The organism is Pseudonocardia adelaidensis (genome assembly GCF_039543345.1).
GTDB lineage: Bacteria > Actinomycetota > Actinomycetes > Mycobacteriales > Pseudonocardiaceae > Pseudonocardia > Pseudonocardia adelaidensis.
In genome coordinates, this window is the sequence record NZ_BAABJO010000044.1 from 18444 (window position 1) to 40865 (window position 22422).

Annotated in this window: 24 protein-coding genes; 16 read left to right on the forward strand and 8 right to left on the reverse strand. The window is 73.9% G+C overall.

Annotated elements, in window-relative coordinates; translation table 11 throughout:
* The first annotated feature begins 62 nt into the window (after positions 1 to 62).
* The 8 genes from ABEA81_RS37735 to ABEA81_RS37770 are packed head-to-tail and all read left to right on the forward strand — an operon-like array spanning position 63 to position 8494.
* On the forward strand, positions 63 to 1586 hold the full coding sequence (locus ABEA81_RS37735) for an ABC transporter substrate-binding protein (protein WP_345612099.1): 1524 nt from the start codon (positions 63 to 65) through the stop codon (positions 1584 to 1586).
* Positions 1583 to 2545, forward strand: a complete 963-nt coding sequence (locus ABEA81_RS37740) for an ABC transporter permease (RefSeq protein WP_345612102.1) — start codon at positions 1583 to 1585, stop codon at positions 2543 to 2545. Before ABEA81_RS37735 ends, ABEA81_RS37740 begins: the two co-directional genes overlap by 4 nt.
* Positions 2542 to 3420 carry an ABC transporter permease gene (locus tag ABEA81_RS37745; RefSeq protein ID WP_345612105.1) on the forward strand — a complete coding sequence of 293 codons (879 nt, stop codon included), beginning with the start codon at positions 2542 to 2544 and terminating at the stop codon, positions 3418 to 3420. The genes ABEA81_RS37740 and ABEA81_RS37745 overlap by 4 nt, the downstream gene beginning before the upstream one ends.
* Entirely contained in the window at positions 3417 to 4391 is a 975-nt protein-coding gene (gene murQ / locus ABEA81_RS37750) for an N-acetylmuramic acid 6-phosphate etherase (RefSeq protein ID WP_345612107.1), read from the forward strand. The genes ABEA81_RS37745 and murQ overlap by 4 nt, the downstream gene beginning before the upstream one ends.
* Positions 4388 to 5527, forward strand: a complete 1140-nt coding sequence (locus tag ABEA81_RS37755; RefSeq protein WP_345612108.1) for an anhydro-N-acetylmuramic acid kinase — start codon at positions 4388 to 4390, stop codon at positions 5525 to 5527. The genes murQ and ABEA81_RS37755 overlap by 4 nt, the downstream gene beginning before the upstream one ends.
* Complete coding sequence (locus ABEA81_RS37760; protein ID WP_345612109.1) at positions 5524 to 6483, forward strand: ABC transporter ATP-binding protein; 960 nt, start codon at positions 5524 to 5526, stop codon at positions 6481 to 6483. The genes ABEA81_RS37755 and ABEA81_RS37760 overlap by 4 nt, the downstream gene beginning before the upstream one ends.
* On the forward strand, positions 6483 to 7433 hold the full coding sequence (locus tag ABEA81_RS37765) for an ABC transporter ATP-binding protein (RefSeq protein WP_345612112.1): 951 nt from the start codon (positions 6483 to 6485) through the stop codon (positions 7431 to 7433). The genes ABEA81_RS37760 and ABEA81_RS37765 overlap by 1 nt, the downstream gene beginning before the upstream one ends.
* The gene (locus tag ABEA81_RS37770) at positions 7430 to 8494 is read left to right on the forward strand and encodes a serine hydrolase domain-containing protein (RefSeq protein ID WP_345612113.1); all 1065 of its coding nucleotides are present in this window, start codon (positions 7430 to 7432) and stop codon (positions 8492 to 8494) included. The genes ABEA81_RS37765 and ABEA81_RS37770 overlap by 4 nt, the downstream gene beginning before the upstream one ends.
* 102 nt (positions 8495 to 8596) lie before the next feature.
* On the opposite strand, the gene paaE is transcribed toward ABEA81_RS37770, so the two are convergent.
* The 7 genes from paaE to ABEA81_RS37805 form a co-directional block, all read right to left on the reverse strand.
* Complete coding sequence (gene paaE, locus ABEA81_RS37775) at positions 8597 to 9688, reverse strand: 1,2-phenylacetyl-CoA epoxidase subunit PaaE (protein ID WP_345612114.1); 1092 nt, start codon at positions 9686 to 9688, stop codon at positions 8597 to 8599.
* Positions 9688 to 10218, reverse strand: a complete 531-nt coding sequence (gene paaD / locus ABEA81_RS37780) for a 1,2-phenylacetyl-CoA epoxidase subunit PaaD (protein WP_425570831.1) — start codon at positions 10216 to 10218, stop codon at positions 9688 to 9690. Before paaD ends, paaE begins: the two co-directional genes overlap by 1 nt.
* A gap of 11 nt (positions 10219 to 10229) precedes the next feature.
* Positions 10230 to 11132 (reverse strand): 1,2-phenylacetyl-CoA epoxidase subunit PaaC, encoded by a 903-nt coding sequence (gene paaC, locus ABEA81_RS37785; RefSeq protein WP_345612116.1) that lies wholly within the window; start codon positions 11130 to 11132, stop codon positions 10230 to 10232.
* A complete protein-coding gene (gene paaB / locus ABEA81_RS37790) occupies positions 11129 to 11434 on the reverse strand; it encodes a 1,2-phenylacetyl-CoA epoxidase subunit PaaB (protein WP_345612196.1) in 306 nt (101 codons plus the stop codon). The genes paaC and paaB overlap by 4 nt, the downstream gene beginning before the upstream one ends.
* 50 nt (positions 11435 to 11484) lie before the next feature.
* The gene (paaA, locus tag ABEA81_RS37795) at positions 11485 to 12426 is read right to left on the reverse strand and encodes a 1,2-phenylacetyl-CoA epoxidase subunit PaaA (RefSeq protein WP_345612118.1); all 942 of its coding nucleotides are present in this window, start codon (positions 12424 to 12426) and stop codon (positions 11485 to 11487) included.
* A gap of 70 nt (positions 12427 to 12496) precedes the next feature.
* Positions 12497 to 13096 (reverse strand): TetR/AcrR family transcriptional regulator, encoded by a 600-nt coding sequence (locus ABEA81_RS37800; protein WP_345612120.1) that lies wholly within the window; start codon positions 13094 to 13096, stop codon positions 12497 to 12499.
* Positions 13097 to 13101: 5 nt separating this feature from the next.
* On the reverse strand, positions 13102 to 13896 hold the full coding sequence (locus ABEA81_RS37805) for an enoyl-CoA hydratase/isomerase family protein (RefSeq protein WP_345612121.1): 795 nt from the start codon (positions 13894 to 13896) through the stop codon (positions 13102 to 13104).
* Positions 13897 to 14092: 196 nt separating this feature from the next.
* Here ABEA81_RS37805 and paaZ point away from each other — a divergent pair, with 196 nt between their 5' ends.
* The 8 genes from paaZ to ABEA81_RS37845 all read left to right on the forward strand — a co-directional run bounded on the left by paaZ (position 14093) and on the right by ABEA81_RS37845 (position 21980).
* Entirely contained in the window at positions 14093 to 16144 is a 2052-nt protein-coding gene (paaZ, locus tag ABEA81_RS37810) for a phenylacetic acid degradation bifunctional protein PaaZ (RefSeq protein WP_345612123.1), read from the forward strand.
* 62 nt (positions 16145 to 16206) lie between these two features.
* Positions 16207 to 17466 (forward strand): phenylacetate--CoA ligase PaaK, encoded by a 1260-nt coding sequence (paaK, locus tag ABEA81_RS37815; protein WP_345612198.1) that lies wholly within the window; start codon positions 16207 to 16209, stop codon positions 17464 to 17466.
* Positions 17467 to 17675: 209 nt separating this feature from the next.
* Positions 17676 to 17879 carry a cold-shock protein gene (locus ABEA81_RS37820; RefSeq protein WP_075955100.1) on the forward strand — a complete coding sequence of 68 codons (204 nt, stop codon included), beginning with the start codon at positions 17676 to 17678 and terminating at the stop codon, positions 17877 to 17879.
* 114 nt (positions 17880 to 17993) lie between these two features.
* Positions 17994 to 18971 (forward strand): alpha/beta fold hydrolase, encoded by a 978-nt coding sequence (locus ABEA81_RS37825; protein WP_345612127.1) that lies wholly within the window; start codon positions 17994 to 17996, stop codon positions 18969 to 18971.
* Between the two features lie 33 nt (positions 18972 to 19004).
* Positions 19005 to 19319 carry a hypothetical protein gene (locus ABEA81_RS37830; protein ID WP_345612129.1) on the forward strand — a complete coding sequence of 105 codons (315 nt, stop codon included), beginning with the start codon at positions 19005 to 19007 and terminating at the stop codon, positions 19317 to 19319.
* A 39-nt stretch (positions 19320 to 19358) separates the two neighbouring features.
* Positions 19359 to 20450, forward strand: a complete 1092-nt coding sequence (locus tag ABEA81_RS37835) for an NYN domain-containing protein (RefSeq protein ID WP_345612131.1) — start codon at positions 19359 to 19361, stop codon at positions 20448 to 20450.
* A 69-nt stretch (positions 20451 to 20519) separates the two neighbouring features.
* Positions 20520 to 21371, forward strand: a complete 852-nt coding sequence (locus ABEA81_RS37840) for a hypothetical protein (protein WP_345612133.1) — start codon at positions 20520 to 20522, stop codon at positions 21369 to 21371.
* Positions 21372 to 21374: 3 nt separating this feature from the next.
* Positions 21375 to 21980: a hypothetical protein gene (locus ABEA81_RS37845; RefSeq protein WP_345612135.1), complete on the forward strand. Its 606-nt coding sequence runs from the start codon at positions 21375 to 21377 to the stop codon at positions 21978 to 21980.
* 4 nt (positions 21981 to 21984) lie between these two features.
* Here ABEA81_RS37845 and trxA read toward each other — a convergent pair whose 3' ends face one another.
* Positions 21985 to 22401: a thioredoxin gene (trxA, locus tag ABEA81_RS37850; RefSeq protein ID WP_345612137.1), complete on the reverse strand. Its 417-nt coding sequence runs from the start codon at positions 22399 to 22401 to the stop codon at positions 21985 to 21987.
* Between the last annotated feature and the right edge of the window lie 21 nt (positions 22402 to 22422).

A 22422-nucleotide genomic window follows, 5' to 3' on the forward strand; every position in this document is an offset into this window, starting at 1 on the left:
ATCAGCATCGCCGTTCACGGAAACTCTTGACCTCCCGCGGGCGCTGTGATCCGGTAGCCGCCATGCGCGGACGGCTGGGTGCGGTGGTCGTGGCGGGAGCGGTGCTGCTCACCGCCTGCTCCGGGGGCGGGGGCGCGCCGTCCGGCGGCGGGCCGAGCGGTCTGGTGGTCGGGGCGACGTCCGACCCGGACACCCTCTTCCCCTGGAAGGCCACCCAGTTCCAGGCCGTGCAGGTCCTCGAGCAGCTCTACGGCACCCTGACCGAGCTGGACGCGAACCTCGAGGTCGTGCCGGGTCTCGCCGAGTCGTGGCAGGTGTCCGCGGACGGGAAGACGATCACGATGGCGCTGCGCCACGGCGTCACGTTCGCCGACGGGAGCGCCTTCGACTCCACCGACGCGAAGGCATCGCTCGACCGGATCCGCGACGAGGCGACCGGAGCCGTCTCGGCCGCGAGCCTCGCCGCCGTCACCTCCGTGGAGGCGCCGGACCCGGCCACGCTCGTGCTCACGCTCTCCGGCCCGGACGCCGGCATCCTCGCCGCCCTGGCCTCGGTGAACCTCGCCATGCTGCCCAGCGACGCCAGCGAGCAGGCCCTCGAGGAGTCACCGAACGGCACGGGCCCGTTCACCCTGACCCAGCGCACGCCGAACCAGTCGATCGCCCTCTCTCCCAACCAGGGCTACTGGGGCGGCGCACCCCGCGTCCCGTCGCTGGAGTTCCGGGTGATCCCCGACGAGACGTCGATCGTGTCGGCGATGCAGTCCGGCAACGTCGACTTCGCGGTGTTCGACGACCCGCTCATGGCGCAGAGCGCCGAGGGGTCGGGCCTCACCGTGACCGAGACGCCGCAGCTCTCCTACCACGTGCTGCAGCTGAACGCCCGCCAGGCGCCGCTCGACAACCTCGACGTGCGACTGGCGATCCAGTGCGCCATCGACCGCCAGCAGGTGCTGGACACGGCGGCGCTGGGCGAGGGGGAGGTGACCGGACCGATCACCTCCCCCGCCTACCGCTCCGACCCCGCCGCGCGCCCGTGCCCGCAGCGCGACGTCGAGGCGGCCAAGCGCCACCTCGCCGCCGCCGGGCACCCGGGCGGCCTCACGTTGTCGGCGATCGTGTCGCAGGGCGAGTACGCCACCTCGGTGAACGAGGCCACGAACATCCAGGCCCAGCTGGCCGAGGCCGGCATCACCCTGAACCTGGACGTGCTGGAGTCAGGCGCCTACGTCGACCGCTGGGTGGCGGCCGACTTCCAGACCGCGGTGGCGCTCAACGGCGGCCGTCCCGACCCGGACGGCATGTACGGGCGGTACTTCACCAGCACCGGCAACTTCAACAAGGTCGCCGGCTACTCCTCCCCCACCCTCGACGCGCTCTTCGCGCAGGGCAAGGCCACCGCCGACCCCGAAGCGCGCAAGGCGATCTACCGGCAGGTGTCGGCCGAGCTGGAGGACAACGCGGCCTGGGTCTGGCTCTTCACCAGCTTCACCTACACCGTCACGGGCGCCGACGTCAGCGGCTTCACGCCGATGGCCAACGGCTCGCTGAAGTACCTGCGCGAGACCACCGCCGGCGGGTCATGATCGCCCGACACCCCCTGCTGCGCCGGGTGCTGGAAGCCGTCGCCACCCTTCTCGGCGTGGCCGTCCTGGTCTTCGTGATGCTGCGGGCGATCCCCGGCGACCAGGTCACCGCGAGCCTCGGCACCGAGGCGGCCGCGCTCACCCCGGCGCAGCGGGCCGCGCTCGAGGCGTACTACGGGCTGGACCAGCCGTTGCCCGCCCAGTTCCTGTCCTGGCTCGCCGCCGTCGCCACCGGGAACCTCGGCATGTCGCAGCGCAGCGGCCAGTCGGTGCTGGAGATGACCGCGGCTGCCCTGCCGATCACCCTCGAGCTCGCGGTGCTGTCGCTGGTGATCGGGCTGGTCCTCGGGGTCGCGGCCGCCATGCTGTCCGCGTCGCGCCCCGACTCCGCGCGCGACGCCGCCGGGCAGGCGGTGGGGCTCGCCGGCCTGTCGGTGCCCGCATTCCTGCTGGGATCGGCGCTGCTCGCGCTCTCGGCGCGCTTCCTCGGCTACAACCCGAACGCCGAGCAGTTCGCCGCCCTCACCGCCGACCCGTGGCTGCACCTGCAGCAGCTGCTCATGCCGGCCATCGTCCTCGGCTTCGGCCTGGCCGCCCCGATCATGCGGACCGCGCGCTCCGCGCTGCTGGAGGTGCGCTCCCAGGACTACGTGCGCACGGCGCGCGGCAAGGGCGTCGGGCCGCGGCGGCTCGCGCTGCGGCACGTCCTGCCGGGCGCCCTCGTCCCGATCGTGACGATGACCGGCCTGCAGTTCGGCTACCTGCTCGGCGGCGCCGTCGTCGTCGAGCAGATCTTCTCGGTGCCCGGGATCGGGCGGCAGGTGCTGCTGGGGATCCAGCAGAAGGAGTACGCCGTGGTGCAGAGCACGGTGCTCGTCATCGCGCTGACGTTCGTGCTGGTCAACCTGGGCACCGACCTGCTGTACCGGGTGATCGACCCCCGGGTGCGGGCCTCGTGACCGCCACGATCACGACGACCGGGCTCCCGGCCGCCGGGCGGCGCGGGCTGGTGCGGCGCACCCTCGGGAGCCGTAGCGGCGCGGTCGGCGCGGTGCTCGTCGGCGTCGTCGTACTGGGCGCGCTGGCCGCGACGCTGGGACTGCTGCCCGACCCGCTGGCCCAGGCACCCGCGCAGCGGCTCTCCGCGCCGTCGGCCGCACACTGGTTCGGCACCGACCAGTTCGGCCGCGACGTCTTCGCCCGCTCCACGGCGGGGGCGGCCGCGTCGCTCTCGATCGCGCTGGTCGCGGTGGCGATCGCCGCCGTGGCGGGCACGGCGGCCGGAGTCGCCGCCGGGTACTTCCGCGGCTGGTCGGACCGCTCCGTCCTCGGCGTCACCAACGTGCTCTTCGCGTTCCCACCGCTCCTGCTCGCGCTCGCACTGGCGTCGGCGTTCACCCGGACCTGGCTGACGGTGGCCGTCGCCATCGCGATCGTCTACACGCCGATCTTCGTGCGCGTCGCGCGCGGGCCGGTGCTGTCCCTGCGGGAGGCCGACTTCGTGCGCGCCACCACCGTGCTGGGGTTCTCCCCGCTGCGCACCCTGGCCCGGCACGTGCTGCCGAACATCGCACCGATCGTGATCGTGCAGGTCACGCTGTCGCTGTCGTGGGCGGTGCTCACCGAGGCGTCGCTGTCGTTCCTCGGGCTCGGCGCCCCGCCGCCCGCCCCGTCGCTCGGCGCGATGGTCCTGGAAGCGCGGGTGCTCGTGAACGTCGCGTGGTGGACCATGGCCGCGCCCGGCGCCGTGATCGTCGCCCTGGTGGTGGGGCTGAACCTGCTGGGCGACGGGTTGCGCGACGCCCTGGACCCGCGGAACGGGAGTGGCCGATGACCGGCTCCGACGGACGTCAGCAAAGTGGCTTTGCTGACGCCTCGTGGCATGAAAGTGGCTTTGCTGACACTCCTGAGAGGCTCGGAGGGCTGGAGACCGAGCGCGTCGATCCGCGGTACGCCGCCATCGACCGGGCGAGCGTGGCCGAGCTCGCCGCGCTCATGAACGAGGCCGACGCGTCCGTTCCCGCCGCCGTGCGGGCGGCGCTGCCGCAGGTCGTGCCGGCCATCGAGGCGGTCGCGCAGCGGATGCGCGACGGGGGCCGGCTGCTCTACGTCGGCGCGGGGACGCCGGGGCGGCTGGGCGTGCTGGACGCGTCCGAGTGCCCGCCCACGTTCGGCACGCCGCCGGGCCTCGTCCGCGGCCTGATCGCCGGCGGTGAGGCGGCGATGTTCGCCGCGCAGGAGGGAGTGGAGGACGACGCGGACGCCGGCCGGGCGGTCATCGCAGCGGCGGGCGTGGGGCCCACCGACTCCGTCGTCGGGATCACCGCGAGCGGGCGCACGCCGTACGTCCTCGGCGCCGTCGCCGAGGCGCGCGGGCGGGGCGCGCTCACGGTCGGGGTCTCGTGCAACACGGGCACCGCGCTCTCGGCCGCCGCGGATCACGCGGTCGAGGTGGTGGTGGGGCCCGAGGTGGTGGCCGGATCCACCCGGCTCAAGGCGGGCACCGCCCAGAAGCTCGTGCTCAACATGTTCTCGACGATCGCGATGGTGCGGCTGGGCAAGACCTACGGCAACCTCATGGTCGACCTCGGCGCCACCAACGCGAAGCTGCGGGAGCGGGCGATCCGGATGGTCCGCACGGTCACCGGCGCCCCCCGGGAACGGGCCGAGGAGGCGCTCGAGGCGTCGGGGATGCGGGTGAAGCTCGCGATCCTGCACCTCGAACGCGGGCTGGACCCGGCCGAGGCGAGCGCGCGGCTGGCCGCCGCCGGAGGGCGGCTCCGGGACGTCCTGGAGGAGCGGTGAGGGTCCTCGGGCTGATCTCCGGCACCTCCCACGACGGCATCGACGCGGCCGTCGTCGACTTCGCGCTGCAGGGTGGCGTGCTGCACGGCCACGTGCTCGCGGTCGGCACCACGCCGTACGACCCCGCGCTCCGGGCGCGGATCCGCGCGGCGCTGCCCCCGGGCGCCACCACGCTCGCCGAGGTCTGCGCGTTGGACACGCTGATCGGGCAGGCGTTCGCCGAGGCAGCGGCCTCCGCGCCGCCGGTCGACGCGGTCTGCTCGCACGGCCAGACCGTCTACCACTGGGTCGAGGGGACCCGGGCCCTCGGCACCCTCCAGATCGGGCAGCCCGCCTGGATCGCCGAGCGCCTCGGCGTGCCGGTCGTGGCCGACGTCCGGATCCGTGACATCACCGCAGGCGGCCAGGGCGCCCCGCTCGTCTCGTACCTCGACACGCTCCTGCTCGCCGGGCTGCCGGGCCGCCCGGCCGCCCTGAACCTGGGCGGGATCGCGAACGTCACCCTCCCTGGAGAGCTCGCCTGGGACACCGGCCCGGCGAACGCGCTGATCGACGCCGCCGTCCTGCGGACCGGCGCCCACCCGGCCGGCTTCGACGTCGACGGTGCGCTGGGCGCCCGCGGCCGCGTCGACGAGGGCCTGCTCACCGAGCTGCTCGCGGAGCCCTACTACCGGCTGCCGCCGCCCAAGACCACCGGCAAGGAGCTCTTCCACGACGGCTATCTCGAGCCCTTCCTCGGGATCGAGCCCGCTGACCTGATCGCGACGCTCACCGCGCTCACCGCGCGCACGGTGGCCGACGCGGTGCGCGCCGCGGGGGTCGACACGCTCGTCGTCTCCGGCGGCGGCGCCGCCAACCCGACCCTCGTGGGGATGCTCGGCTTCGAGCTGCCCGGCGTCCGGCTCGTGCCGTCGGACGAGCTGGGCGCGCCCCGGGACGCGAAGGAGGCGATCGCGTTCGCGCTGATCGGCTGGCAGACGCTGCACGGCCTGCCGGCCACCCTGCCGAGCTGCACCGGCGCGAGCGGCGCCCGCGTCCTGGGCACGATCACGCCGGGTGCCGGCCCCCTGCAGCTGCCACCCCGGGCGGACGCCCCGCAGGCACTGCGCCTGACGGTGGCGGAGGGGGCGGCGTGAGCGCGCCCCTGCTGGAGGTGCGGGACCTCGCCGTGGGCGCCCGCGGCCTCGAGATCGTGCACGGGGTCGACCTCGTGCTGCGCCCCGGGGAGACCGTCGGGGTGGTCGGCGAGAGCGGGTCGGGCAAGTCGGTGACGATGCTCGCGCTCATGCGGCTGCTCGGCGAGCCGCTGCGGATCACCCGCGGGACCGTCCGCTTCGACGGCCGGGACCTCGCGACCCTGTCCGAGGAGGAGATGCGGGCGCTGCGCGGGCGCGAGATCGCGATGGTCTACCAGGACCCCATGACCTCGCTGCACCCGCTGATCCGGGTGGGCGACCAGGTCGCCGAGGTCATGCACGTGCACGGTGTGGAGGCCGCCGCGGCCCGGGAGCGCACGCTCGAGCTGTTCGCGCGCGTCGGCATCCCGGACCCGGCCCGGACCGTCCGCGCGTACCCCCACGAGTTCTCCGGCGGCATGCGCCAGCGCGTCGTGATCGCGATGGCGCTCGCGCTGCGCCCCACCCTGTTGATCGCCGACGAACCGACCACCGCCCTCGACGTCACCATCCAGCAGCAGATCCTCGGGCTGGTCGCCGAGCTGCAGCGGGAGCTGGGTATGACCACGGTCTGGGTCACCCACGACCTGGGCGTGGTCGCGCGGCTCGTGGAGCGGGTGGTCGTGATGTACGGCGGGCACGTCGTCGAGGACGCCCCCGTGCGCGAGATCTTCGCCGCGCCGCGGCACCCGTACACCGCACGGCTGCTCGCGTCGCTGCCCAACCCCGCCGACGACGCCCGCCCCCCGCTCGCGCAGATCCCCGGCCGGCCGCCGCTGCCCACCGAGCGGGTCGAGGGCTGCCCGTTCCGCCCGCGCTGCCTCCAGGCCCGTGACGTCTGCGCGGAACGGCCCCCGCTGCTGGACCGGGGCGCGGGCCGGGCGGCGTGCTGGGTGCCCGTCGAGGAGTGGACGTAGTGCTGGAAGCGATCGACCTCGTCAAGCGGTTCCCGGTCCGCGGCACCGACGCGGAGGTGCACGCGCTCAACGGCGTCTCCTTCACCCTCGGGCCGGGCGAGACGCTCGGCATCGTCGGCGAGTCCGGCTGCGGCAAGTCGACGCTCGCCCGGGTGCTGGTGCGGCTCGAGGACCCGACCCGGGGCCGGGTCCTGCTCGACGGCGTCGACCTCATGGCGCTGCGCGGCAGACGCCTGCGCGCGCATCGCAGGCACATCCAGATGGTCTTCCAGGACCCGTTCTCCTCGCTGGACCCACGGCAACCCGTCGGCGCCGCCCTCGACGAGGTGCTCGCCGTGCACGGCCTGCGCCGCCCCGGCCGGGTCGGGGAGCTCCTGGACCTCGTCGGCCTGCCCGCCGAGTTCGCGGCGCGGCTGCCGCACGAGATGTCGGGCGGTCAGCGCCAGCGCGTCGGGATCGCTCGTGCCCTCGCACCGGAGCCGCGGGTGCTGCTGCTCGACGAGCCGGTGTCCGCGCTCGACGTGTCGGTGCGGGCCGAGGTGATGAACCTGCTCGCGCACCTGCGCACCGAGCTGGGCCTTGCCCAGGTGTTCATCAGCCACGACATGGCGATGGTGCGCCAGATCAGCGACCGCGTCGCCGTCATGTACTTCGGGAGGATCGTCGAGGAGGGCGGCTGGCGGCAGGTGCTCTCCGATCCGCTGCACCCCTACACCGCCGGGTTGCGCGCCGCCGTTCCCGTCCCGGACCCGACGCTCGACCAGCCGCTGACCCCCACCGTGGTGGGCGAGGTGCCCGACCCCGTCCGGCCGCCCGCCGGGTGCCCGTTCCACCCCCGCTGCCCTCAGGTGGAGGACGTGTGCCGCGCGGAGCTGCCGCCGCTGGCCGAGATCCGGCCGGGCCACCGGGCGGCCTGCCACGTGGCGGCCCGGGTGGAGGCGGTGCGGTGACCCTCGAGAGGATCGTGGACGCGCTCGTCGCCTCGGAGGGTGGTCCGCCGGGCGCCTGCCTCGCCGTACGGGCGCCGGACGTCGACGCGCTCGCGGTCACCGGGCACCGGCAGGTGCTCGGGGTGGCCGAGCCGCTGCCGATGACCCCGACGACCTGCCTGGACCTCGCCTCGATCACGAAGGCGTTCACCACCACCGCGCTCGCCGCCCTGGACGTCGCTCCGGCCGACCCGCTGCGCCGCTACCTGCCCGACGCTCCCCCGGTCACGGTGGACGACCTGCTACTGCACCGCGGCGGGCTGTGGGAGTGGTGGCCGACGTACTGCGACGCCGCCGGCCCCGAGGAGGGTGGCCGGCTCGCGCGGACGTTGCCGCTGCGCTACGCCCCCGGCGGCGGGCGGCACTACTCGGACCTCGGGTTCATGATTCTCGGGCAGGTCGTCGAGGTCGTGGCGGGTGCGCCGCTCCCCGACGCCCTGCGGGAGCTGGTTCTCGAACCCTCCGGGCTGAGGTGGACGGCCCACGCCCGGCCGGTCGGGGCGGAGGTCGCCGCGAGCGGCACCGGCGACGGGATCGAGCAGCGGATGCTCGACACCGGCGAGCCCTACCCGGTGCCCCGCTCCCCCGCCGACTTCACCGGCTGGCGCCACCACGTGATCGCCGGCGAGGTGGCCGACGGCAATGCCTTCCACACGTTCGGCGGCGTGTCGGGGCACGCGGGGCTGTTCTCGACGGTCGAGGACCTGTTGCGGCTCGGCACCGCCCTGTGCGCGTCCGCGGCCGGCGACGGGCCGTGGCGTGCCCTCGGCGGCTATCTGGTGCCCGGGCCAGATCCGGGTCAGTCGCGCGGCTTCCGCTCGTGGACCACGGCGGTGGGCGGCTGCACGACCACCGCGTACGGGCACCCCGGCTTCACCGGCACGACCCTCGCCGTCCTGCCGCGGCACCGGGCGAGCGTCGTGCTCGCCACCAACCGCCTGCAGGTGCCCGGCGAGCCGGTGCCGAACGAGGAGATGTGGCTGCCCGCCCTGCGCGCCGCACACCAGCTGCTGGACGAGTAGGGACGGCTCACACACGAACGGTGGTGCCGGCACACCAACTGCAGTTGCTGTGCGAGCGTCGATGTTGGTGTGCGAGCGGCAGCGGCGCGGCCGCCCGGAGTGTTAGCTGTCGTAGTCCACCGTGACCGCGTCCGTGTCGGGCCGCGACTGGCAGGTCAGGACGAACCCCGCCTCGACCTCCTCGTCCTCCAGCGCGAAGTTGCGCCGCATCGTCACCTCACCGTCGGTGACCTTCGCCCGGCACGTGCCGCAGACTCCGCCCTTGCAGGCGAAGGGGAGGTCGGCGCGCACCTTCTGCGCGGCGTCGAGCACGCTCTCGGCCCGGGGCAGGGTCATGGTGGTGGAGCGCCCGTTCAGCACGACCGTGACCTCGCTGGTGGCACCCTCGATCGCCGGGTCCGGGCGATGCAGCTCGGGCGGGGGCTCGTCGACGTAGAACAGCTCGCGGTGCACGCGCCTGCGGTCCACGCCGAACCCGGTGAGCACCTCGACGGCGGCCTCGGTCATCCCGAGCGGCCCGCAGAGCCACCAGTGGTCGACGTCGCCGACGTCGACGAGAGCGCCCAGCAGGAGGCGCAGCTTCACGGCGTCCAGGCGGCCGGTGAAGATCTCGGCCTCCATCGGCTCCCGGGAGAGCACGTGCAGCAGGTGCAGCCGCGGGCCGTGGGCGTTCTTGAGGTCGGCGAGCTCCTCGGTGAACATCACGGTGTCGGTGCGCCGGTTGCCGTAGAGCAGGGTGACGCGGGTGTCCGGGTGGGCGGCCAGCACGGACGCGGCGATCGACAGCACCGGCGTGATCCCCGACCCGGCCGCGACCAGTCCGTGGTGCGTGCCCGGCTCGAGCTCGGGGGTGAACGAGCCCGCCGGCGGGGCCACCTCGATCGCGTCACCGGGCGCGACCCGGTCGACCAGCCACTCGGAGAACAGCCCGCCGTCGACGCGGCGCACGCCGACCTTGGGCAGCGCCCCGGCCGGCGAGCAGATCGAGTACGACCGCCGCTCCTCGGTCCCGTCGCGGTGCAACCGCAGCGTGAGGTACTGCCCCGGGCGGAACGCGAAGACGTCCTGCAGGTCGGTGGGCACGTCGAACGTGACGGCCACGGCATCGGCGCACAGCCGCTCGACGTCGGCCACCCGCAGCAGGTGGAAGCCGCTCGTGCGCGGCACGGGCAGGTCCGTCTGCGGGGCCGCCACTAGTGCTCCTTCATGTGCTCGAACGGCTCCCGGCAGGCGGTGCACCGACGCAGGGCCGTGCACGAGGTCGGGCCGAACCGGGAGAGCTCCTCCGTGGCGGCCGAGCCGCAGCGTGGGCAGCGCACGACCGCGGCCGGCGGGGCGAGCGTCAGCGGAACGGGGCCCGCGCCGCGGGGACCCACGCGGTCGGGCGGGGCCACGCCGTGCTCGGCGAGCTTGCGGCGCCCAACCGGTGAGATCCAGTCCGTGCTCCACGGCGGCGAGAGCACCGTGCGCACCTCGACCCGCGCGTACCCGGCCGCGCTGAGCCGGGCGCGCAGGTCGTCGCGCATCACCTCGAGCGCGGGGCACCCGGAGTAGGTCGGCGTGATCGTCACGGTGACGGCGTCGCCGTCGGCCTCGACGGCGCGGACCACGCCGAGGTCGTCGAGAGTGAGCATCGGCATCTCGGGGTCGAGGACCTGGGAGACGACGTCGCGCGCATCCGGTCGTGAGTGGATACGAGTGCTGGAGCACTCGTCTCCACTCACGGGTCGGGGGGTCACCACGTCGCCCCCGGGTGCTGACGGGCCAGGCTCTGCATCTCGGCCAGCACGTGGCCGAGGTACTCGGTGTGCAGGCCCTGCCGGCCGCCGCCCCCGTTGACCGGGCCGGCCGGCGGGGCCGTCGGGCGCGTCAGGGTGGCCCGGCCGAGCACCTCGTCCAGCACGGCGTCGACCTCCCCGCGGACCTCGGCCGGATCCACCGCCACCCCGGCGGCGACGAGGCGGCGCTCCACGTCGGAGGTGCGGTACAGCTCCTCGGCGTACGGCCACAGCGCGTCGAGCGCGGCCTGCATCCGCCGGTGCGACTCCGGCGTGCCGTCGCCGAGGCGCAGGGTCCAGCGGGCGGCGTGGTCGCGGTGGTAGGTCAGCTCCTTGACGCCCTTCCCGGCGACCGCGGCGACCACCGGGTCCCGGGAGCCGAGCAGCCGCTGCAGCAGCGCGAGCCGCCACGTCGAGAACAGCAGGAGCCGGGCGATCGCACGGGCGAAGTCGCGCTCGTCGGGCACCTCGGCGAGCGCGACGCCCAGGAACTCCGGTTCTGTGCGCAGGAAGGCGAGCGCGTCCTCATCCCGCCCTCGTCCTTCGACGTGGCCCGCGCGCGCCAGCAGCACCCGGGCCTGGCCGAGCAGGTCGAGCGCGGTGTTGGCCAGCGCGACCTCCTCCTCCAGCTCCGGCGCGTTCGTCACCCACTCCGTGAGCCGGTGGCTGCAGATCAACGCGTCGTCACCGAGCATCAGGCAGTACGCGGCGAGGTCGGCCGGGTCGACGCCGTCGGGCACGGGCGAGGTGATCTCCGCCTGCACGTCCTCCACACCGGTGCCGAACGCCCAGCGCGGGTCGTCGTGCCCCAGCGTCTCGACGAGTGACTGGTAAGCGTTGGTCGCGTCTTCGTCCGTCACAGGTGCGGCACGTCCTCGGGGATCGCGTAGAACGTCGGGTGGCGGTAGACCTTGTCCGCGGACGGGCCGAAGAACGGGTCCTTCTCGTCCGGGCTCGACGCCGTGATGTCGGCGGCCTTCACCACCCAGATCGACACGCCCTCGTTGCGGCGGGTGTAGAGGTCACGGGCGTTGTGCAGCGCCATCTCCGCGTCGGGGGCGTGCAACGACCCGACGTGCACGTGGTTCAGGCCCCGCTTGCCGCGCACGAACACCTCGTACAGCGGCCAGCCGCCCCGCGGCGCGCCGCTGCCCGTCTCCACGCCGTCGGTCGGCACCGCGCCGTGGCCGCCCTCGGCGGTGTAGCCCCCGTTCACGCGGCCACCTCCCCGCGGGCGTGCTTCCGGGCGTACGCCTGCGCGGCCTCGCGCACCCACGCGCCCTCCTCGTGCGCCCGGCGCCGCTGCGCCAGCCGCTGCGCGTTGCACGGCCCCGAGCCGGAGATCACGGCCTTGAACTCGGACCAGTCCGGCTCGCTGAAGTCGTAGTGGCCGCATCCGGCGTTCCAGCGCAGGCCGGGGTCGGGCAGCGTGACGCCCAGCGCCTCGGCCTGCGGCACGGTCATGTCGACGAAGCGCTGCCGCAACTCGTCGTTGGTGTGCCGCTTGATCCCCCACGCCATCGACTGCTGGGTGTTGGGCGAGTCGCCGTCCGGCGGGCCGAACATCATCAGCGACGGCCACCAGAACCGGTTGGTGGACTCCTGCACCATCTCCCGCTGCGCGTCGGTGCCGTTCACCATCGCGAGAAGCAGCTCGTAGCCCTGCCGCTGGTGGAACGACTCCTCCTTGCAGATCCGCACCATCGCGCGGGCGTAGGGGCCGTACGAGCAGCGGCACAGCGGTACCTGGTTGCAGATCGCCGCCCCGTCGACGAGCCAGCCGATCACCCCGACATCGGCGTAGGACAGCGTGGGGTAGTTGAAGATCGAGGAGTACTTCTGCTTGTTCGCGATGAGCTTCTCGGTGAGCTCCTCGCGGTCGACCCCGAGCGTCTCGGCGGCGGCGTAGAGGTACATGCCGTGCCCGGCCTCGTCCTGCACCTTGGCCAGCAGGATCGCCTTGCGCCGCAGGCTCGGGGCGCGCCGGATCCAGTTGCCCTCCGGCTGCATCCCGATGATCTCCGAGTGCGCGTGCTGGGCGATCTGGCGGACCAGCGTCCTGCGGTACGCCTCGGGCATCCAGTCCCGCGGCTCGATCCGCTGGTCGTCGGCGATCGTCGCGTCGAAGTGCGCGGCCAGGGCCGTCTCGTCCATGCCTAGCCTCCGTACCGAATGTTCGTTCGGTTCATGGTGGCGCACCGGCGGCGAGCGCGCAAGGCGGGCGTCAGCCGCGGGCCGGGAGAATGCCGTCGAACGCGGCCCGCGCGACGACGTCGGGCAGTGTGCCGGGGTCGCGGCCGGGCCGGGCCCACTCGACCACGGAGTTCACGAGCCCGGACAGCAGTCGCGCCGCGAGCGCGGGATCCACCTCCTCGCGCAGCTCCCCCGCCTCCACGGCCTGCCGCACCAGCTCCGCGACGCGCGCGTCGAACTCGCGGCGGCGCTCGAGGGCCCACCGCTCCGACTCGGTGTTGCCGCGCACCCGCAGCAGCACGGTGACGTACGGCAGCTCGGCGACGAGCACGGCGACCTGCTCCCGGACGATGTGGCGCAGCCGTTCGAGCGGGGTGCCGGTACGCGCCCCGTCTGAGTCGAGGATCGCGAACAGCCCGTCCAGCGCGCGCTCGAGGGCCGCCCGCAGCAGCGCCTCCTTGCCGCTGAAGTGGTGGTAGAACGACGACTTGGTGATCCCCGCGGCGCGGGAGAGGTCCTCCATCGAGGTGGCGTCGTAGCCGCGGGTGAGGAACTCCCCCACCGCCACCTCCAGCAGCGACCCCGGCCCGTGGCTCGGCCGCCGTACCCGCCCCCCGACCTGCGTGCTCACGCCGCTCACCGGCCCTCGAACGTCGGGCGCCGCTTCTCCACGAACGCGGCGACGGCCTGCACGTGGTCGGACGTGGCGGCGAGCCGGGCCTGCGCGAGGGCCTCCGCGGCGAGCACGTCGTCCAGTGCCGCGGTGGCTCCGTACCGCACCGCCCGCCGGACCTCGGCGTACGCCCGGGTGGGGCCCGCCGCGAGCCGGCGGGCCAGCTCCAGCGCGCTGTCGAGCACCTCGCCGGCCGGCACGACCGTGCGCACCAGGCCCCAGTCCCGGGCGTCCTCCGCGGTGAAGCTCTCGCCGAGCAGCAGCAGCTCGAGCGCCCGCGGGACCCCGACGGCGTGGGCGAGGCTCGCCGAGAGCCCGGAGTCGGCCGTGAGCCCGATCCCGGTGAACGCCGTGGAGAACGACGTCCCGGCCGCGGCGACGCGCAGGTCGCATGCCAGCGCGAAGCCCAGCCCCGCCCCGACGCACGGGCCGTTGATCGCGGCGACCACCGGGAACGGGAGGTCGACCAGGCCGCGGACGATCGGGTTGTAATGCTCGGTGACGGTGTCGAACGCCGTGGCCCGGTCGCCCCGCAGCGCCTCGGCGTGCTCGCCGAGGTCCTGCCCCACGCAGAACGCCTTGCCCGCGCCGGTGAGCACCAGCGCACGCACGTCCTCGGCGGCGGCGAGCTCGGCCAGCGCGGCGAGCAGCGCGTTCTTCAGCTCCACCGTGAGGGCGTTGTAGCGCGCGGGCCGCTGCAGGGTGAGCACGGCGACGGCCCCGTCCCGATCGAGGCGGACGGCCGGATCATCGGTCATCGCGCCAGCGTAACGGCCGACCGAACGATCGGTCGAACACCGGCGGGCACGGTTGTAGCAAAGCCACTTTGCCGCAACGTGGTGGCAGGAAAGTGGCTGTGCTGCAACCCGGCCGACCCCTGGGAGCATCCCCGTCCGCGTGCTAGCGTCGCCCCGAACGAACGGTCGGTTGAGTGGATCCAACGGAGGCCCGCCGATGGCGCCCGTCCTGCGCAGCTACGTGAGCGGTGGGTGGCACCGCCCGACCGAGGAGGGCCGGCCGCTGCACGACGCGGTGACCGGTGCCGAGGTCGCCCGCATCTCGTCGGCAGGCGTCGACTTCGCCGCCGCGCTCGAGCACGGCAGGCGCGTCGGCGGCCCCGCGCTGCGGGAGCTGACCTTCCACCAGCGCGCGGCCCTGCTCAAGGCGCTCGGCCAGCACCTGCGCGCGCACCGGGAGCGCCTCTACGCCGTGTCCGCGCAGACCGGCGCCACGCTCGGCGACTCGAAGTTCGACGTGGACGGCGGCATCGGCGTGCTGCTCGCGTACGCCTCGAAGGGCCGCCGGGAGCTGCCCAACGACACGGTCTACGTCGACGGCGCCGTCGAGCCGCTCGGGCGTGGCGGCACGTTCGTCGGCCAGCACCTCTGCACGTCGCTGCACGGGGTCGCGGTGCAGATCAACGCGTTCAACTTCCCGGTGTGGGGGCCGCTCGAGAAGCTCGCGCCCGCGTTCCTCGCCGGTGTGCCGTCGCTGATCAAGCCGGCCAGCCCCACCGCCTTCCTCACGGCCGCGCTCGTGGAGCTGATCGTCGAGTCCGGGTTGCTGCCGGAGGGCTCGCTGCAGTTCGTGGCCGGCGGCACGGGTGACCTCCTCGACCACCTCACCGAGCAGGACCTCGTCTCGTTCACCGGCTCGGCGTCGACCGCTGCGACGTTGCGCACCCATCCCACCGTCGTGCGGCGCGCGGTGCGCTTCACCGCCGAGGCCGACTCGCTCAACCTGTCCGCGCTGGGCCCCGACGCGGCGCCGGGCACGCCCGGGTTCGACCTGTACGTGACGGGCCTCGTCGCCGAGATGACGGTCAAGGCCGGGCAGAAGTGCACCGCCATCCGCCGTGCGTTCGTCCCCGCGCAGCACGTGGACGCCGTCGTCGAGGCCGTGTCGGCGCGGCTGGCGCGCACCACGATCGGCAACCCGGCGAGCGAGGGCGTGCGGATGGGCGCGCTGGCCGGCCTGGAGCAGCGCGAGGAGGTGCGCCGCAGCGTCAAGGCGCTCGCCGACGCCGGGCGGATCGTCTTCGGCGACCCGGAGAAGGTCGAGGTGGTCGACGCCGACCCCGAGCGGGGGGCGTTCATCTCCCCCATCCTGCTGGTCGGCGACCCGGACCGCGCCGAGCCGCACGAGGTCGAGGCGTTCGGCCCGGTCTCCACCGTGCTGCCCTACGCGAGCACCGATCAGCTGATCGACTACGCGGCGCGCGGGCAGGGCAGCCTCGCCGGCTCGGTCGTCACGTCCGACCCGGCGTTCGCGCGCGACGTCGTGCTCGGCGTCGCCCCGTGGCACGGGCGGCTGCTCGTGCTGAACGAGCAGGACGCCGAGGAGTCGACGGGGCACGGTTCCCCGCTGCCGGCGCTCGTCCACGGCGGCCCGGGCCGCGCAGGCGGCGGTGCGGAGATGGGCGGCATCCGCGGCGTGCTGCACCACATGCAGCGCACGGCCGTGCAGGCCGACCCGGACACCCTCACCGCGATCACCGGCCGGTGGGTGCCCGGCTCGCGGCGGACGGTCACCGACGTGCACCCGTTCCGCAAGCACCTGGAGGAGCTGCGGGTGGGCGACACGATCGTCGCCGGGCCGCGCCGGGTCACCCAGGAGGACGTGGAGCACTTCGCCGAGTTCACCGGCGACACCTTCTACGCCCACATGGACGCCGAGGCGGCCGCCGCCAACCCCCTCTTCGGCGAGCGGGTGGCCCACGGCTACCTCGTGGTGTCGCTCGCCGCGGGCCTGTTCGTCGACCCCGATCCCGGCCCGGTGCTGGCCAACTTCGGCGTCGACGGCCTGCGGTTCCTCACCCCCGTGAAGTTCGGCGACGAGCTGACCGTCACGCTCACGTGCAAGCAGCTGACCCCGCGGGACACGGCGGGGTACGGCGAGGTGCGCTGGGACGCGGACGTCACCCGGCAGGACGGCGAGTCGGTGGCGCGCTACGACGTGCTGACGCTGGTGGCCAAGAAGTCGACCCAGGAGGAGGGGCAGCGGTGACCACGACCGAACGGCGGCTCGGGGAGGCGCCGCCCGCGGATCTGCTCGACCCGGCCGAGCGCATGTCCGTGGACGAGCTGCGGGCGCTGCAGCTGGAACGGCTCCGCTGGACCCTCCGCCACGCCTACGACAACGTGCCGTTCTACCGGGCGAAGTTCGACGCAGCCGGGGTGCACCCCGACGACTGCGGGGAGCTGGCCGACCTCGCGAAGTTCCCCACCACCTCCAAGGCCGACCTGCGCGACAACTACCCGTTCGGCATGTTCGCGGTCCCGCAGGACCAGGTGCGGCGCATCCACGCCTCCTCGGGGACCACGGGCAAGCCGACGGTGGTGGGCTACACCGAGCGCGACATCGACACCTGGGCCGCCCTCATGGCCCGCTCGATCCGCGCGGCGGGCGGGCGGCCCGGGCACAAGGTGCACGTCGCGTACGGGTACGGCCTCTTCACCGGCGGCCTGGGCGCGCACTACGGCGCGGAGAAGCTGGGGGCCACCGTCATCCCGGTCTCCGGGGGCATGACCCCGCGGCAGGTCCAGCTGATCCAGGACTTCCGGCCCGAGATCATCATGGTCACCCCGTCGTACATGCTCACGATCATCGACGAGTTCGAGAAGCAGGGCATCGACCCGGCCTCCTCCTCGCTGCGGGTCGGGATCTTCGGCGCGGAGCCGTGGACCGAGCAGATGCGCGGCGAGATCGAGCACCGGACGGGCATGCACGCCGTCGACATCTACGGCCTGTCCGAGGTGATGGGCCCCGGTGTCTCGCAGGAGTGCGTGGAGAGCAAGGACGGCCTGCACGTGTGGGAGGACCACTTCCTGCCCGAGGTCGTCGACCCGCTGGACGGCGTGCCGCTGCGCGACGGCGACGAGGGTGAGCTGCTGTTCACCTCGCTCACGAAGCAGGCGCTGCCGATCATCCGCTACCGCACGCGCGACCTCACCCGGCTGCTGCCGGGCACCGCGCGCCCGGCCATGCGCCGGATGCAGAAGATCACCGGGCGCAGCGACGACATGATCATCCTGCGCGGGGTGAACGTCTTCCCCACCCAGATCGAGGAGGTCGTGCTGCGCATCGCGGGCCTCGCACCGCACTTCCAGCTCGTCCTGACGACGGAGGGACGGCTCGACGCGATGACCGTCCGCGTCGAGGCGAGGCCGGACTGCCCGGCCGGACGCCGCGCCGCGGCGTCCGCGGAGCTGGTGACCGCCGTCAAGGACACGGTGGGGGTCAACGTCCGCTGCGAGGTGGTCGACCCGGAGACGCTCGAACGGTCGGTGGGCAAGCTCCAGCGGCTCAAGGACCAGCGCCTGCAGTGATCGGAAGATCTTCCCGCGGGACCGGAACATTTCCCGGCCCCGGGGAGTTGTAGGGGGCAGGTCGTCAGTTTCGGTGCTCGTGTTCTGCACGCCCGCAGGAACAAGTCGGTGGTTCGGTTCCGGTGTCACGAGGACGCCGGCACCCCCGCCGTGGCCGGCCGGTCCCCGCACAGTGCGGAGGCCAACTGACCTGCGAGGAGCAGCAGTACATGGCACAGGGAACCGTCAAGTGGTTCAACGGCGAGAAGGGCTTCGGCTTCATCAGCCAGGACGGCGGAGGCGCTGACGTCTTCGTGCACTACTCCGAGATCGACGCCGGCGGGTTCCGCAGCCTCGACGAGGGGCAGCGCGTGGAGTTCACGATCGGCCAGGGCGCCAAGGGCCCCCAGGCAACGGGCGTCCGCGTCCTCTGATCCACCGCTCGATCCAGGAGCCCGCCTCCCCCGTGGAGGCGGGCTCCTGCATTCGCGGGACCCGGTTCCCGCACCCAGGGCCATCGGCCCGCCGAACCCATCGGGAGCCCTTCCATGTCGACGATCTCGGCGTCCGGCCCGCTCCACCCTCCCCGCCGACCCGTCGCCGAGCGGGAGGTCCTCCTGCACGGCCGCCGGGTCGCCTTCCTCGAAGCGGGCGCCGACAGCGGCGGGCCCGTCGTGGTGCTGCTGCACGGCCTGGCCAGCAGCTCGCAGACCTGGTCGGCGGTGCTGCCGCACCTGGGCCGGCACGCCCACGTCATCGCGCTCGACCTGCTCGGCCACGGGCGGTCCGACAAGCCGCGCAGCGGCGACTACTCCCTGGGGGCGTACGCGGCCGGGCTGCGGGATCTGCTGATCACCCTCGAACTGGACCGCGCCACGGTGGTCGGGCACTCCTTCGGCGGCGGTGTGGCGATGCAGTTCGCCTACCAGTTCCCGGAGCTGGCCGAGCGTCTGGTCCTGGTCGCCAGCGGGGGGCTCGGCAAGGGTGTCAACGTCGCGCTGCGGGCGGCGACCCTGCCCGGCACCCCGTGGGTCCTGCGGGCGCTGCCGGCGGTCACCCCGCCCTGGCTGACGCGGCTCGCCGGCCGGATGGTGCCGGCGCTCGATCGTCCCGACCTCGTCGAGATGACCACGGCCGTCGCCTCCTTCACCGATCGGGGCGCTCGAGGCGCGTTCGCCCAGACCGTGCGCGGTGCCCTGAACTGGTCGGGCCAGCGCCTGGAGGGCACCGAGCGGCTCTACCTGCTCGCCGACGTCCCGGTGCTGCTCGTGGGCGGCAGCAGGGACTCGGTGATCCCGGTCGAGCACACGGTGGGCGCCCACGACCTGCTCCCCGGCAGCCGCCTGGAGATCTTCGACGGCGCCGGGCACTTCCCGCACGTCGAGCAGCCGGGCCGGTTCGCCGCCCTGCTGGTGCGTTTCCTCACCGGCACCAGCGCCGCACGAGCGGACCTGGCGTCGCTGCGCCGTCACCTGCAGGCCGCGCCGACCCCTGTCGTCCGCTCACCCCAGCAAGCCGGGAGTTGACCTCGAGTCGACTCGAGGGTGCCCACTGGTCGCATGCACGACGTGTTGGACGAGACCTACCAGCGGCTGCACCGCACCGGCCCGGAGTTCGTCGGCTGGCTGAGCAACCACGGCCCGATGGCGGCCGACGCCCTGATCCGACTCGGCAGCGCGTACCGGCCGCACGATGCCGGACCGGCCCACGGATCGACGACGCCCGACCCCGACGAGATGATCGACCGGGCCGTCGCCACCCGCGACGAGCACGCGATCAAGTTCGTCGAGGTCGCCCGAGGGTCGCACGGGCGCGGCAACCCGTACGCGCTCGCGGCCGGCGACCGCGCGGCGCGGCTGCTCCGGCCCACCTGATCTAGGCTGCGTCACGACCGAGCAGCCGGAGCCGCCACCGTGATCAACGACGACGAACGCATCGCCCTCTTCCTCGACTACGAGAACCTGGCGATCGGGGCGCGCGACGGCCTCGGCGTGGCCCCGTTCGACTTCGGGCCGGTGGCCGACGCGCTCGCCGAGCGGGGGCGGGTGGTGGCCCGGCGGGCGTACGCAGACTGGTCCGCCTTCGACGAGGACCGCAGGCTGCTGGCCAGGGCGCAGGTGGAGCTCATCGAGATCCCGCAGCGCGTCGGCGGCTCCCGCAAGAACGCGGCCGACATCAAGATGGCCGTCGACGCGATCGAGCTCGCCTTCGCGCGCGGGTTCATCACCACGTTCGCGATCGGCACCGGCGACTCCGACTTCACCCCGCTGGTCCACAAGCTCCGGGAGCTCGACAAGCGGGTGATCGGGATCGGCGTGCAGTCCTCGACGTCGGCGCTCCTGCCGCCGGCATGCGACGAGTTCCTGTTCTACGACCGCCTGCCCGGGGTCGAGCCCGGCCAGCCGACCCGCCGCGGCCGCACCCGCGCCCGCCCCCAGGCAGTGCCCATCGAGCAGCCGACCGAGCAGCCGACCGAGCAGCCGACCGAGCAGCCGACCGAGGAGGCGGCGCAGGCCGACGACGGGGATGCCGCACAGCTCATCACCCGCACCCTCGCCGGCCTGCAGCGCCACGCCGACGGACCGGTGCTCGCGTCCCGCCTGAAGCGCGCCGTGCTGCGCAAGGACCCCACGTTCGACGAGGCAGAGCTCGGGTTCCGCGGGTTCGGTGAGCTCCTGCGGCACCTGGAGGGCGAGCACGTCCTCCAACTGAGCCCCGGATCGGCGCAGGGCGACCCCGAGGTGGGCTTCCCCGAGGACGGGTCGGAGGTCGACGACGCCTTCGCGCTGCTCGTCGACGTCGTCCGGCAACTCCAGGCGCTGGGGTCCCCGCCGCAGCTCAGCGGGCTCAAGGACCAGCTGCGCAAGCGGCGGCCCGGCTTCAGCGAGAAGCGCTACGGCTTCAACACCTTCCTGTCCTTCGCCAAGGCCGCCCGCGCCCGCAACCTGATCACCATGCGCTGGGATGCGGCCGCGAACGAGTACCTGCTGCACGTCCCCGACTGAGTTCGCCGAACAGCCGTATCAACGGCGCCCTTCCGGCCTCACCATTGCAGGCATCGGGGGGAGGCGCTCATGGTGGGGCTCGCCGGGCTGCTCGTGGCACTGGTCGTCCCGATCCTGCCGGCGTCGCCGCCCGACCGCCCGGAGCTGGAGCTGAGCACCCATGAGGCCGCACCGGGCGACGACGTCGGCGTCGTGGGACGTGGCTACGCGGGATGCGTCCCGCAGGAGCCCACCGACACCGCCGAGCCGCAGCCCGAGAACATCGTCATCGATCCGCCCCCGGCCGAGCCGCCGCCGGTGGTCCTGCGGTGGGAGTCGGAGCAGGACCCGCAGCCGCTCGGCGAGGCCACGCTCGACACCGCCGGCTCGTTCACCGCCACGGTCACCGTGCCCGCCGGTGCCGGCGCCGAACCCTTCTACCTCGTGAGCGCCTCCTGCCGTCGGGGGCCGGCGTTCGACGAGATCTCCGAGTCCGCCGTGATCGTCGTGGTCGCGCCGCCCCCGCCGACCACCACGACCCCGCCCCCGACCTCCGATCCGCCGCCGACCTCCGCTCCGCCGCCGTCGTCCGAGGCACCACCGCCCTCCGAAGCACCACCGACCGGGACCGCGGCGGCGGCCGCCCCGACCGCGGGGCCGGTCGGCTCCGCGGCACCCGAGGTCACGTCCACCGGTTCCGACGCCCTGCTCGCCGCACTCGTCGCCGCACTCGCGACGGGGCTCGGGCTGCTCCTGCTCATCCGGGCAGTCCGACGGCGGTCCCGCCCGCACAACCGCCCGCCGTCCGTCTCGGCGGTCGCGGCGCAGGCACCGCCAGGGGTGCTCGCCATCCGCCCTCGCGGGCAGCAGCACACCGTCGCGCTGCGCGTGGTCGTCCGCGCCGAACCCGGCGTCCCCTCCGTGCACCGACCGAAGGAGTGACCAGTGGACATGCCGTGGGCGGTCGCCGCGCTGCTCGGTGAGTCCGACCCGCGCTGGATGGAACACGCGCTCGGCACCGCGCACGTCGGCCGGCGCGCCCTCGCGAACCTCGGGCAGCTCGCGGCTGCGACGTACCCGACGCTCGAGCAACGGGTCGGGGAGGTCCTGCGCGCGGCGCTCCAGGTCGACCTCGGTGGGCTCGCGCTGGCCGCGTGGAGCAGCTACCGGGAGCTCGTCGAGGCGGCGGAGCGCACCCGCGACGCCCCCGGTGCACCCGAGGACGTCGTGCTCGCCGAACACGAGATCACCTGGTCGCAACGGCTCGCGGTCGAGGTGATCGTCAACGGCACCCTCCGGACGACCCTGCAGTTCGACCTCGCCGTCTCCCTCACGATGCGGGGCGTCGTCGCCGTGGTCGGCGCGGGGATGCTCGCCGGGCTGCGCGTCGGCGACGTCCTCGCCGGGGCCCGCCTCGCGCTGTGGGAGCAGGAGCTCGCCGCCCGCGAGGTCACGTGCCTCGTCGGAGCGCTCGTCCGGCTCGGCGACGGGGTCCCGCTCGTGGCGGGCGCCGGCGCCCCCTCCCCCACCGCGCTGCACGTCCCCGGGTGACGGGTCAGGACTGCGAGCCCTCCTGCTGTGCCGCCTCCTGCTGTGCCGCCTCCTGCTGTGCCGCCTCCTGCTGGGCGACCTCGCGCCGCACCGCGTCCATGTCGACGGCGCGGACCTGCCCGATGAGGTCCTCGAGTGCCGCAGCGGGCAGCGCGCCCGGCTGGGCGTAGAGCACCACGCCGTCGCGCACCGCCATCAGCGTGGGAATCGACGAGATGCCGAACGCCTGCGCCAGCGCCGTCTGCGCCTCGGTGTCGACCTTGCCGAAGGTGATGTCCTCGTGGGTCTCGGACGCCTGCTCGAACACCGGGGCGAACTGATGGCACGGACCGCACCAGGACGCCCAGAAGTCGACGAGCACGGTGCCGTCGCCACCGACCACGTCGTTGAAGTTCTCGGTGGTCAGCTCGATTGTCGCCATGGGTCGTCCAACGGCACCCGC